The following is a 13487-nucleotide window of genomic DNA, read 5'->3' as shown; positions in this document are numbered from 1 at the left end:
ATTTCAAGAAACAATCTTTTTAGTTTTGTGATGAATTGTTGCTGAAAAATATACATGATTAGAATCAAATACATCTTTAGGAGAGATTATATAAGAAACATCTGTTGCAAAAATATTGTTGTTTTTTCCTTGAAAATCTCTATTAATTATGTTTTCAAATTTTACTTGAAGTATTTTTATCTTCTCTTCTTTTGGATTTTTTTCTAACTATGCAAAATAAATTTAATTTATTCATAATTCTACCTATTTTCCTGTAATTTATCTTTATTTTATGTTTTTTTTTCGATAAAAACTTCAAGTCTTTTTCTTCCATACAAACAGTTATTTTCAGTAAAACCTTCATAAATCAATTTTTCTTCTTGATTCAATTCTTTTGCTTCAACATTTTTATTCTTGTTTCTGTAAAAAGTTGATTTAGAAATTTTCATAGTGAAGAGAAATTTTCTAAAATTTCTTGCTTCTTTTTTTTTCTTTTTTGCTCTTCTTCATGTTCTTTTACAACACGATTAAAAATCTCATCAAAAACTTCTTTAGGTAAAACATCTTGATAAATTTTTATGGATTTAATTAAAATTTCTCTTGGGATACTATCCCAAATTTTTTTCTCTTCTTCTGGTGTTAAGATTTTTCTTTTTCTTCCAACGCCTTTATTTTTCTTAGGTGATTTTCCTGTTTGAGATTCTAAATTCATACCTAAATTATAAAGTTTAACTTTTTCTTTAAAAAACATTTTTTTAAAATTAGTTGGTTCTGTTTTTCTAAAATGAAAATATTCGGTTCAAAATAAATCTAAATTTCTCATTTTCTCACAATTAGCTAAATATTTTTTAATTCAATATTTTCATTCTTCTGGTTTTAATTGTTTTGACATTTTTCTCCTTAAATAAAAACATAAATTTGGTGTCCCAAATTTATGTCCCTGTTTATTTCTAACAAACTTATAATTTTTAAATAACAATAAAGGACTAATAATGGTAATAGAACCTGAAATTGCAAGAAAAGTACCAAGCACTGCGTTAATTGTTATAAAGTTATTAGTCATTACAATTTTAAAAGCATTTAGCACTTCTACACTATCTTTATTTCTTAAAATATCTTCTAGTAAAGAGTAGTCAATGTTGGTGAATACTTGATTTCCATATCTATCCCTAATGATTGAGTTATTTTCTTTACTTTCTTTTATAAATTTCTCTATTTTTTTATATATTTCTTCATTAAGTATATATTTAATGTTTTCATTAGTTGCTATGTATGGATGTTTTTCTGAAGTGTAATCTAGTTTAAGAACATCTGGATTATTTCCATATCATAATTCCGTTTTCGGAACATTAAGTAATATTAGAGGAATTATTAAACAAATAGAAACTGCCAACGCAAAAAGTCCAGTAATAACATAATTATTTTTTAATATTTTCATAATAAAACAATTATAAACTAAAATAATAAAGTAAAAAGGAGAGAAAATGAAAAACACATTGAAAGAAATAACGGACTTTAGACTATATTGAAAATTTATTAAAAATCCTTAATGAGTATGTTAAATTATGAAATTGACAGCATTTAATTAATTTCAAAAAAATTAAAAAAGATGAAAGTCCTTTAATTTAAAATTAAAAAACTTTCTCAATGATATCATCGAGAAAGTTATTCCACTTAGTTAAAAAAGTGGAAAGAATTTTAATCTTATTGATTATAGTATAGCACTTTTTCTGAAATTTTTATAAAAATTTGCAAATTATTAATCAAAATATCCTATTTAGTGATATATAATGATAATTAAAATATTTTTGTTTCTAATGCAAAAGTAAACCATATATTATAACTAAGTTTTAATTCTTAAATGCTGAAAAAAGGTTATTCTTCATTGAAAATAAAGAGATAAAAAATAATCATAATATTTATAAATTAATTTTAGTTAAAATGGAAAAAATTTTAGGAAAAATAAATCAAAAATCCCAATTTTTTCCGTATTTTCGTAACAAAATAAATTCTGTGGTAATATTAAAATGTGACTAATATTTTAGTCACAGAAGGAGGTGAAAAATGTATTTAAAATAAGGGTAAAAAATGGAAAGAATTTTAATCTTGTTGATTATAATTTTAGTATTAATTAAATTATAAAAAAAAGTTAATACATTTTCCACAACCTTATATAAAAACTCCATTTTGGCCGAATGGAGTTTTTTTCATTAATTAAGTTAATCTTAATTAATTAGGATTGTGAAAATGTATTTATACTATTATTATAGCACTTTTTTGCAATGTGTTCAATTTTTTTGTAGAAAATTTTTTTAAATAAAAAACATTATCTTTGAAAACATTATTTAAATTTAAAAAAATAAACTTTATATTAACAAAAGAAGCATAACAAATTTCTTCTGTTTTAATAAAAAAAACAATAAAAATTTGATATATTTTTAATTTTTGTATAAAATTAGATTAACTAATTATTAATATTTTTATAAAAATATCTATAAAAATATATTTTTAGTATAAAATTATATATATTTAAATTTTATAAAATAAAGCAAATTAAAGGAAAATATGACAAAAAAAGAATTTATAAACGATGTAGTTGATAGATTAGATGAAAATTTAAAAGTTAGTCCAAAACAACTAGATCATATTTTAGAAACAATGTTATTTGTTTTAAAAGAACAATTATTAGCAGAAGAAAAAGTTACATTAGCTGACTTTGGAATCTTCTCAACTGTTGTTAGATCACAAAGAAAAATTGTAAATAGTTTTACAGGTGAAGAACAAGTTGTTCCACAAAAAAGAGCAATTAAATACAAACCATCAAAATATTTACGTGATTTAGTAGACTTTAAATCATAAAATATATCAATATATTTATTAAATAAGCATAAACTGCATTTGTGGTTTATGTTTTTTATTTTTATCAAAAAATAAAAAACACTTATTTTGCCCATTTTTTTGAGCATTTTTCAAATAAAAAAATTATTTGTTCATTATAAATAATATTTTTTGAACAAATAAAAGAAAAATTTGAATTTTTATCAATTTTTATATATAATATTATTACCACAAAAATTGGGAGGTGGTATTGTGAAAAACGAAAAATACGATGTAATTATTATAGGTGGGGGAATCATAGGTGCATCAATTGCTTATGAGTTGTCTCAATATAATATGAAAAATCTATTATTAGAAAAAAATCCAGTATTTGCAGATGAAACTTCCAGAGGAAACTCAGGTGCAATACATGGTGGTTTTGATCCTGATCCAGGAAAAATCGAAGCTAAACTAAATGTTCTTGGAAATCAGTTATGAAGAGAGAAAATTTTTAAAGATTTAGATTTTCCAAGAGCACAAGTTGATTCATTAATTTTAGCTTTTAATGAAGAAGAAATGAAGCATGTACATATGTTATATGATAGAGGTTTAACAAATAAAGTTCCAAAAGAATTTTTAAAAGTGCTTTCTAAAGAAGAAGTACTAAAAAAAGAACCAAATGTTAATCCAAAAGTTCACGGAGCACTTTTATGCACAAGTTCATGAGCAATTGATCCAGTAAGAGCGACATATGCTTTTCTTGGAGCAAGTGAACAAAATGGTACAACATTAAAAAACAATTCTGAAGTTACAGATATTAAATATGTAAATGATGAATTTGAAATCACTTTAAAAAGTGGCGAAAAATTACATTCAAAAGTTGTAATTAATGCTGCTGGTCACTATGCAGATGTGCTTGCACAAAAAGCAGGATACGGTGACTTTAAACAAACAACAAGACGTGGAGAATACAGAATTTTAGCACGTAGTGAAGGTGGAATAGTAAACTCAATTTGTTTCAAAGTTCCTACAATTCACGGAAAAGGTGTTATTGTTGCACCGATGCTTGATGGACATGTTTTAGTAGGACCTACTGCTGAAGAAGGTGTACCAAAAGAAGAAACAAGACTTGTTACAAAAGCAAAATTTGACTATATTGGAGAAATTGGAAAAGAAATTATTCCTTCAATTAGACTTGAAAAAACAATTATGACTTTAGCAGGTTCCAGACCTATTGATGTAGAAACAAACGATTTTGTTATTAGAGCTGCTAAAGATAATAAAAAATTTATTAATGCAGCTGGAATGCAATCACCAGCTATAGCCTCAGCACCTGCAATTGCTATTGAAATTGCAAAATTAGTTGAAGCATCAGGACTAAAATTAACTAAAAAAGAAAACTTTAATCCTAAATATACAGTTAGATTCTAAATTTTAGGAGGGCAAAATGTTAGCTAAATTAAAAGGTTTAACATTGAGACAAATTATTGCCTTAATAATTTTAGCAGCAGCAGATGTTTTTGTTATAGCAGCCCCTTACTATATAAAAAACATTATTCCAAATTTACATGAATATTTAAATATTAAAGAAGATCAAGTTGCTACTTTGACTTCAATTATAGGATATGTAACATTGATAACACAACTACCTGGAGGTTTTCTTGCTAACAAGTTTAGTTCAAGATGATTATTATCAATTGCTGTGTTTTCAACGGGAATAATTACAATTTGATTTGGACTAACTATTTGATTTTCTAAAAGTTTAGATCCAAATTCATTATTTATTCAATATTCATTTATTTGAGCATTATGAGGTGTTAGTTCTACTTTAGTATTTTGAACACCTTTATGAAAATTAGTTTCTCAACAAACAACAAAAGAAAACCAAGGATTAGCATACGGAATCCAAGGGACAGCAAACGGAATTATTGGTTTATTTTTTGTCTTTTTACTTGGTTTATTAATTACTAACGTTTGATCACCAAGAGTAGTAAAAACAGCACAACAAACTGTACCTTTTGCTGTATATGCATTTTTAATTGCAACATTTTTAATTGCAACTTCTATCTTTATTTTGATTTTAGTCCCTGAGAAAAAAATGGAAAAAAATACAGAAAAATTATCTTGAGCTAGAATTAAAAATAACATAATTTCCATATTTAAAGCATTAAAAAATTGAAAATTATGAGCATTATCCTTCTTTGTAATGGGAATGTATACATTCCAAAGTGTTTTTGCTTATTATTTAATTCAATTAATGCAAAATGGATATTTAGCACCAGTAATTTTAGTAACTATTTTAGGTGGTGTTAGAACTTATGGACTTAGAACTTTAGTTTCTACTTTTATAGGAAGATGAGCTGATAAATTTAGATCCTACGTACTTTTCTTAATAATAGTAACTGCAATCGGTATTGTTTTACTTGGTGCAATTATATTATTTGGATTTATTCCTAAATCAGCAAATATTTGAGTAATAGTTTTAAGTTCTATTCTTTACTTAGCAGCAGGAATCCTTTCATGAGCTATGGTAACATTAAGATATGCCCAAATCGGGGAAATCCATTTAGAAAAAAATTCTTACGCTTCTAGTGTTGCTGTATTATCATTTATTGGATTTTCAACTGATGCTTGATTATACCAAATAACAGGAGCAGTTGGAAAATATTACACACCAGAAGGTGCTGATAATACTTCCATTAAAGGTTATCAAATTATTTTAATAATTACATTAGCAATCGCCTTAATTGGATTACTTGCAGGACTTGCTGTTCATATTTCTAATACAATTGAACTAAAAAAACTTGGAAAAACAAATTATAGATGGAGAACTTTAGAAAATGCATAATAAAAATCAATTAATTTTAGGACATAGAGGTTATTCTGCAATTGCTCCAGAAAACACTGATTTAGCTTTTGAAATGGCATATCAGTATAATTTTGATGGAGTGGAATTAGATGTTCATTTAACAAAAGATAAACATTTAGTTATTATTCACGATGAAACTACAAATAGAACAGCGCTTACAAATAAAGAAATTGAATTTTCTACATTAGCAGATTTAAAAAAAGATGATCACAGTTTATTTTTTAATAAAAGTACAAAAAAACAAGCAATTTTAACATTAGAAGAGTTTTTAGATAAATATCTCAAACTTTTTAAAATAATTAATGTTGAAATTAAGACAGATCAAAAAGAATATAAAGGAATAGAAGAAGAATTACATAAACTATCTTTAAAATATAAAGATGAATATTTTGAAAAAATTGTATTTTCTTCCTTTAATTTCCAAACATTAAGAAATATGAGAAAACTTAGTTCAAAATATAAACTTGGCTTTTTATTTTGAACTAAAACTCAGTTTAATTCAGTTTCTTTAACAGAAATTAAAAATGTTTGTCAATTTTTAAACCCTTGAACTGTTTTATATGATAAAGACAAACAAATGTATCAAAAAATTAATATGCCTTTAATGCTTTGAACATTAAAAAAACAACAAAAATTTGATGAATATGCAAAAGAAAAAATAGTATATGCTCAAATAAGCAATTATAAATTTGAAACAAATAAGGAGAAAAATGAAAGATAAATATATTATTACTTTAGATTCTGGGACAACTTCTTGTAGAACACTTGTAGTTGATCACGATGGTAATATTAAAGCAAGTAGTCAAAGTGAATTTACACAATACTTCCCTAAATCTGGTTGAGTGGAACACGACCCATTAGAAATTTGAAATACTCAATTATCTACAATGCAAAGTGCAAAACACAAAGCAAAAATTAAATCTCATGACATTGTTGCACTTGGAATTACAAACCAAAGAGAAACTATTGTTTTATGAGATAAAGAAACAGGATTACCTGTATATAATGCTATTGTTTGACAAGATAGAAGAACAACAGATTATTGTGAAACTTTAATTGAAAAAGGATTATCAGAATTTTTTAGTGACAAAACAGGTTTAATTATTAACCCATACTTTAGTGGAACTAAAATTCGTTGAATCTTAAAAAATGTTGAAGAAGCAAAAACTAAATTAAAAGAGAAAAAACTCCTAGCTGGAACAATTGATACTTGATTAATGTGAAAATTAACAGATGGAAAAGTTCATGCAACTGATGTCTCTAATGCTTCAAGAACAATGTTATTTAACATTCATACTTTAGAATGAGATAAAGAAATTCTAGAACTTTTAGAAATTCCAAGAGAAATTTTACCAGAAGTAAAATCTTCATCAGACAACTACGGAATCGTAAGTCCTCATCATTGATCTAATAAAGCAAAAGGAGAAGTACCAATTACCGGAGTTGCTGGTGATCAACAATCTGCACTTTTTGGACAATTATGTACAGAAGTAGGAATGGTGAAAAATACTTATGGAACCGGATGTTTTACTCTTGTTAACACAGGTGAAAAACCAGTTAAAAGTAAAAATAAATTATTAACTACTATTGCCTGAAAATTAGGTAAAGGTAAAACAATTTATGCTCTTGAAGGATCAGTGTTTATTGCTGGTGCAGCAATTCAATGATTAAGAGATTCGCTAAGAATTTTATACAACTCAGCAGAATCAGATTTCTTCGCTTCACTTGTTAATGATGATCAAAGAGTTTATATGGTTCCTTCCTTCACAGGATTGGGAGCTCCTTATTGAGATTCATATTCAAGAGGCGCAATCTTTGGTTTAGAAAGAGGAACAAAAAGAGAACACTTAATTAAAGCAACACTTGATGCTATTGCTTATCAATCAAACGATTTAATTAAAGCTATGGAAAAAGATTTAGAAAAACCCATTATTTTATTAAAAGTAGATGGTGGAGCATCTAATTCTAATTACTTAATGCAATTCCAATCTTCAATTTCTAACTTAAAAGTAGAAAGACCATTAAACATCGAAACAACAGCTTTAGGTGCTTCATATTTAGCTGGTTTAGCTGTTGGTTATTGAAAAGATCTTGAAGAAATCAAAAAAATAAACAAAATTGACAAAGTATTTAAACCTCAATTAGCTCAAAATGAAATTGATGCATTAATTAAAGGTTGAGATACAGCTGTTAAAAAAACTTTAAACTGAACAAAAGATATTGAATAGGAGAAAAAAATGAGATTAGACATTTTATCAGAATTTTTAGGAACATTAGTTCTAATTCTTCTTGGTAACGGTGTTGGATACAGCGTTTCTATGAAGAGAATGTTTGCTAATCAGCAAGGAAAATGAATTGTTATCATTTTAGGTTGAGGATTAGCAGTGTTTACAGGTGTAATAGTTTCATTATCTCTTGGTGGTTCTGCTCACTTAAATCCAGCAGTCACAATTTTTGCTGCTGTAAGTAGTAAATTAAATGATCCATTAATTTTAACATATATTCCTGTGCAATTTTTAGGTGCAATGACAGGACAAATGCTTTTAAACTTCATTAACTGAAAACACATTCAAGAAACAGATTTAGCTACATTAAGAGGAGTACACTGTACAGGACCTGCTTTTGCAAATAAAGAAAAAGCAACTATTTTTAACTTCTCTTATGAATTAGTAGGAACATTATTACTTGTTGGATTAGTATTAGCATTTGGTAAAGGTGGAAATCAAACAGGATTAGCATCACTTGGTCCAGTTCCAGTAACATTAATTGTTGTAGCAATTGGTGCTTCACTTGGTTCATCAACAGGTTATGCAATTAACCCAGCAAGGGATTTAGGTCCAAGAATGGTTTATGCTTTAATGGAAAAAACATTATTAGCAAATAGAAAAAGCGAACATGTTGGAGGAAACTGATCATACTCATGAATTCCAGTTGTTGCTCCTTCATTAGCTGGTGCAATTATTGGTGCTTTAGCTTTAATTCCAGTTGCAGCTTAATTACCAACTTATAAAAAATAAAATAATTAATCAATAAAGGAATTTATTATATGAAAAAAATATTAAATAAAAAAGAAGATATAGTTTTAGAAATGATTAATGGGATTGTAAAAACTAACAAAAAAGTTAAAAAGGTTGAAAACTTTAATGTTATTTACAATACTGAATTTAATAAAAATAATGTTGCTTTAATTTCAGGTGGTGGTTCAGGACATGAACCAGCACATATGGGATTTGTAGGTAATGGTATGCTTAGTGCTGCTGTTGCAGGAGAAGTATTTACCTCTCCTACACCAGATCAAGTTGAAGCAGCAATAAATGCTTTAGATTCAAAAAATGGTACTTTATTAATTATTAAAAATTACACAGGAGACAAACTAAACTTTGAAATAGCACAACAACTAGCTCAAGCAAATGGTAAAAATGTAGAAACTGTATTAGTTGATGATGATGTTGCAGTAGAAAATTCCACTTGAACTATTGGAAGAAGAGGGATCGCTGGAACAGTATTTGTACACAAAATTGCAGGAGCATTAGCTCAAAAAGGAGCTTCATTACAAGAAGTAAAAAGAGTAGCACAAAAAGTAATTCAAAATGTTAGATCATTTGGAATTTCTTTAAACTCTATTTATATTCCAACAACAGGAAAAGAATCATTTTCATTAGCAGCAGATGAAATTGAATTTGGTCTTGGAATTCATGGTGAACCAGGAATTAAAAGAGAAAAAATTAAATCATCAAAAGAAATTGTTAAAGAAATGTTAGATTTAATTTTAAAAGATTATGATTATAAAAACTCAGAAGTTGCTTTAATGGTGAACGGTTTAGGTGGAACACCTGAAATGGAATTATTTATTGCAACAAATGATATTCATGATTATTTAGCAACTAAAAATGTTTCTATTTATAGTTCTCATGTTGGAAATTTTATGACTTCACTTGAAATGCAAGGTTTTTCAATTTCTTTACTAAAACTAGATGATGAGCTTAAATCATTATTAGATGAACCAACAGAGGTGAAAAGTTGAAAATAAGTTATTCTAATTTAACTGATGCAATGAAAAACATTGCTAAAGAGTTAAAAGAAAATGAAGATTATATTTCTACTTTAGATCAAACTATTGGTGATGGTGATCATGGATTTAATATGGTTAGAGGATTTACCGAAGTTTCCAACATCCATTTTGAACAAGTAGATTTATCTACATATTTAACTTTAGTTGGAAGATCACTAATGTCAAAAGTAGGAGGTGCTTCTGGTCCTTTATATGGAATGGCATTTATGAATTCTGCTAATACACTAAAAGGACATGAAACTTTTACATTTAGCGAATTTAAAATTTTAGTTTCCAGTTTTACAAAATCACTTGAAATGCTTGGAAAAGTAACTTTAAATGAAAAAACAATGTATGATGTTTGAAAACCACTTGAAACTTATTTAGCTTCAAAAGAAACATTAGATGCAAATGAATTTGATTCAACAATTGATTATGTTTATTCTTTAGTGCAAAATACTAAAGATTTAGTTGCAACCAAAGGAAGAGCATCATACTTAAAAGAAAGATCATCTGGCACAATTGATCCAGGTTCTTATTCAAGTTATATTATTATTAAAAACTTAATTAAAGGATTATAATGAAGAAATTATTTATTATTATTTCTCATTACAATAAATTAGCACAAACAATTAAAGAATACTTAACTAAAATGCTTCCTATTGATGAAAATAATATTAAAATAGAAGCATTAGGTGGAATTAATGATGGAAAAGATTTAGGAACTGAACCTTTAAAACTACTTGAAATCATCGAAGCAAACAACGATATCAAAGAAGTAGTAATATTTTCTGATTTAGGTTCAGCTACTTTAAGTGCACAAGCAATTATCAGTATGGTAAGTGACAAACAAATTCACGTTTCTCACGGTTCTATTGTTGAAAATTGTTTCTCTGCTTATGTGCTTGCAAACTCTGGAGCGAATTTTGACTCCGTAGTATCAGCAAGTGAAGAACAAATTGTAAAATAATCTTACTTTTAAGCCCACTTTATAGTGGGTTTTTCTATTTTTAGAACCAAAAAATGATATAATTAAAAAGTATTAAGGAGAAAAATGAAAAATGAAAAAGGACTATCTCTTAAAATAACTCATATATATATATATATATATATATATCTTAGCAAATTAAAATTTGCTAATTTTTCATTCAAATTTTATAATACAACCAAATTAAATTATATAAAAACCTTATTAAACAAATTAATAGGGTTTTTTACTATTATTAAAGGAGAATAATATGGAAAATATAGATTTTAAAAAAGAAAAAGAAAGATTAAAAGAGTTAGGTATAAAATTAGAAAATGAACAAACTTTAACTGATGAAGAATTCGTTTTTAATGTATTAACTAATAAAAAAATTGGATATAGTGAAAAAGGATTATATTTTTCATTTTTATCAGACCAAGCAAAAGAAAATAAAAATTTCATAAATAATTTATTTCAGATAACTAAAAATAACTTATTTATATTTTATGCTTCAAATAAACTAAAAAATGATAAAAACTTTATGTTGAAAGTTATAAAAAAAGATAGATGAATTTTTGATTATTGTTCAGATGAACTAAAAAACAATAAAGAATTCGTTTTAAAAATTGTTCAACAAAATGGTTTAAATCTTAAATATGTTGCTGATGATCTGAAAAATGATAAAGAAGTAGTTTGAGAAGCTGTTAAACAAATAGATTATGCATTAAATTATGCTTCAGATGAAATAAAAAATGATAAAAAATTTGTTGTAAAAGCACTTAAGCAAAATATAAGAGTTGCTAAATATATTTCCACTAGTTTAAAAAACGACAAAGAATTTGTTTTAGAAGGAATGAAAAAACTTTATTTTATGTTTGAATATGCTTCAGAAAAACTGAGAAATGACGAAGAAGTTGCTTTAGAAGGATTCAGACAAAATGGTTTTGCTTATAGATATATTTCTGATAAGTTAAAAAACGACAAAGAATTTGTTTTAAAAGTAGTTAATGTTGCTAATTTTTATGACTTTCCTGATAACTTAAAAGATAATAAAGAATTTATTTTAGAACTTGTAAAGAAAAAAGGTGAATATTTTGAACATGCTTCTGATAAGTTAAAAAACAATAAAGAATTTGTTGTTGAAGTTATTAAACATAGTTGAGAAGCTTTGGAATATGCATCAAATAAAATTAAAAAAGAATTAAAAAATAATAAAGACTTAGTGATTTTACCATCTATTAAAGATGATGCAAGAAATTTTGAACTAATTGCAAGTGAATTAAAAAACGATAAAGAATTTGTTTTACAAGCATTAGAAGTAAATCCTTATATTTTTGCTTCTATACCAGCAGAATTAAAAAATGATTTAGAAATTAAAGAACTATTTAAACAAAAAATGAAAAATATTGTATTAAATGCTTGAGAAAAATAATAAAAATATGAATAATATAGATTTTAAACAAGAAAAACAAAGATTAAAAGAATTCGGTTTAAAATTAGAAAATGAAGGTGCTTTAACTGATGAAGAATTTGTTTTTAATGTCTTAACTAATGAAAAAATAGGATACAGTGAAAAAGGGTTATATTTTTCGTTTTTATCAGACAAAGCAAAAGAAAATAAAAATTTCATAAATAAATTAATTAAGAAAACAAAAAATTTTTGATTTTTATTTTATGCTTCAAATAAACTAAAAAATGATGAAGAATTTGTTTTAGATTTAGTTAAATCAAGTTATGAATACAATTCTAATTACTTTAAAAACCAGAAAGAAGTTATTTTAAAAGCAGTTAAAGAAAAAAGTGGTTATTTATTACAATTTATTTTAGGTGATTTAAAAAATAACAAAGAAGTTAGTAGGAATTTAAAATACGCTTCTTATAACTTAAAAAACGACAAAAAATTTGTTTTAGAGGTTGTTAAACAAATTGGTTATGCATTAAAATATGCTTCAGAAGAATTAAAAAATGATAAAGAAGTTGTCTTAGAAGCAGTTAAACAAATTGGTTATGCATTAAAATATGCTTCAGATAATTTAAAAAACGATAAAGAATTTGTTTTAGAAGCGGTTAAAGAATCTGGTATTTCATTAGAATTTGCTTCAGATAGCTTCAAAAATGACAAAGAAATAGTTTTAGAAGCAATTAAAGAATCTGCTTGAGCATTACAATATGTTTCAGGTGAACTAAAAAATGATAGAGAAATAGTTTTAGAAGCAGTTAAAAACGTTGGTAAAAGTTTTCAATATACCTCACATAATTTAAAGAATAATAGAGAATTTATTTTAAAAATAGTTAAAACATCAGGTCTTGCATTAAAATTTGCTAATAATTTTAATAATGATAAAGAAGTAGTGCTAGAAGCAATTAAACAAGATGCTCACGCATTAAAATATGCTTGTGATAACTTTAAAAACGATAGAGAAGTTGTTTTAGAAGCTGTTAAAAAAGATGGTCTTGCGTTAAAATATGCTTCTAAAGAATTGAAAGATAATAAAGAAGTTGTTTTAGAAGCTACTAAAGACTATTGAAAAGCTTTTGAATATGCTTCAGAAGAATTGAAAAAAGAATTAAAAAATAATAAAGAATTAGTTATTTTACCTTCTATTAAATATCATGAAAGAAATTTTGAATCAATTCCTAATGAACTAAAAACTAACAAAGAATTTGTTTTACAAGCATTAGAATTAAATCCTTATATTTTCCCTTTTATACCTGTAGAGTTAAAAAATGATCTAGAAATTAAAGAATTAATTAAACAAAAATTGCAAAGTATTTCACTAAATACTTGTAAAAAAAAGGACTAA

12 protein-coding genes are annotated in these 13487 nt (G+C 25.6%); 11 read left to right on the top strand and 1 reads right to left on the bottom strand.

Going from position 1 to position 13487, the window contains the following annotated elements; genetic code table 4:
- Positions 1 to 142 precede the first annotated feature (142 nt).
- Positions 143 to 1417: a hypothetical protein gene (locus tag ACR34G_RS02260; protein WP_436358343.1), complete on the bottom strand. Its 1275-nt coding sequence runs from the start codon at positions 1415 to 1417 to the stop codon at positions 143 to 145.
- Between the two features lie 1127 nt (positions 1418 to 2544).
- Between ACR34G_RS02260 and ACR34G_RS02255 the strand changes: the two genes are divergently transcribed.
- From ACR34G_RS02255 to ACR34G_RS02205, 11 genes are all read left to right on the top strand, one after another.
- A complete protein-coding gene (locus tag ACR34G_RS02255; protein WP_436358342.1) occupies positions 2545 to 2838 on the top strand; it encodes an HU family DNA-binding protein in 294 nt (97 codons plus the stop codon).
- A gap of 231 nt (positions 2839 to 3069) precedes the next feature.
- Positions 3070 to 4227, top strand: a complete 1158-nt coding sequence (gene glpO / locus ACR34G_RS02250) for a type 2 glycerol-3-phosphate oxidase (protein WP_436359211.1) — start codon at positions 3070 to 3072, stop codon at positions 4225 to 4227.
- Positions 4228 to 4243: 16 nt separating this feature from the next.
- Positions 4244 to 5644 carry an MFS transporter gene (locus ACR34G_RS02245; RefSeq protein ID WP_436359210.1) on the top strand — a complete coding sequence of 467 codons (1401 nt, stop codon included), beginning with the start codon at positions 4244 to 4246 and terminating at the stop codon, positions 5642 to 5644.
- Positions 5637 to 6386: a glycerophosphodiester phosphodiesterase family protein gene (locus ACR34G_RS02240; protein ID WP_436359209.1), complete on the top strand. Its 750-nt coding sequence runs from the start codon at positions 5637 to 5639 to the stop codon at positions 6384 to 6386. Before ACR34G_RS02245 ends, ACR34G_RS02240 begins: the two co-directional genes overlap by 8 nt.
- Entirely contained in the window at positions 6376 to 7893 is a 1518-nt protein-coding gene (glpK, locus tag ACR34G_RS02235; RefSeq protein WP_436359207.1) for a glycerol kinase GlpK, read from the top strand. The genes ACR34G_RS02240 and glpK overlap by 11 nt, the downstream gene beginning before the upstream one ends.
- Positions 7894 to 7902: 9 nt before the next feature.
- Complete coding sequence (locus ACR34G_RS02230) at positions 7903 to 8661, top strand: MIP/aquaporin family protein (protein ID WP_436359205.1); 759 nt, start codon at positions 7903 to 7905, stop codon at positions 8659 to 8661.
- A gap of 50 nt (positions 8662 to 8711) precedes the next feature.
- Positions 8712 to 9695, top strand: a complete 984-nt coding sequence (gene dhaK / locus ACR34G_RS02225; protein ID WP_436359203.1) for a dihydroxyacetone kinase subunit DhaK — start codon at positions 8712 to 8714, stop codon at positions 9693 to 9695.
- Positions 9686 to 10297 (top strand): dihydroxyacetone kinase subunit DhaL, encoded by a 612-nt coding sequence (gene dhaL / locus ACR34G_RS02220; protein ID WP_436359202.1) that lies wholly within the window; start codon positions 9686 to 9688, stop codon positions 10295 to 10297. Before dhaK ends, dhaL begins: the two co-directional genes overlap by 10 nt.
- Positions 10297 to 10686 (top strand): PTS-dependent dihydroxyacetone kinase phosphotransferase subunit DhaM, encoded by a 390-nt coding sequence (locus ACR34G_RS02215; RefSeq protein ID WP_436359200.1) that lies wholly within the window; start codon positions 10297 to 10299, stop codon positions 10684 to 10686. The genes dhaL and ACR34G_RS02215 overlap by 1 nt, the downstream gene beginning before the upstream one ends.
- Positions 10687 to 10954: 268 nt before the next feature.
- Entirely contained in the window at positions 10955 to 12115 is a 1161-nt protein-coding gene (locus ACR34G_RS02210) for a DUF4116 domain-containing protein (protein ID WP_436359199.1), read from the top strand.
- Positions 12116 to 12122: 7 nt separating this feature from the next.
- On the top strand, positions 12123 to 13487 hold the full coding sequence (locus tag ACR34G_RS02205) for a DUF4116 domain-containing protein (RefSeq protein ID WP_436359197.1): 1365 nt from the start codon (positions 12123 to 12125) through the stop codon (positions 13485 to 13487).

Origin of the sequence: Mycoplasma sp. 480 (assembly GCF_051353065.1) — a bacterium.
Classification (GTDB): Bacteria; Bacillota_I; Bacilli_A; order Mycoplasmatales; family Metamycoplasmataceae; genus Mesomycoplasma_A.
Note: the sequence above shows the minus strand (reverse complement) of the source record. Positions and strands in the feature narration are given on the sequence as shown.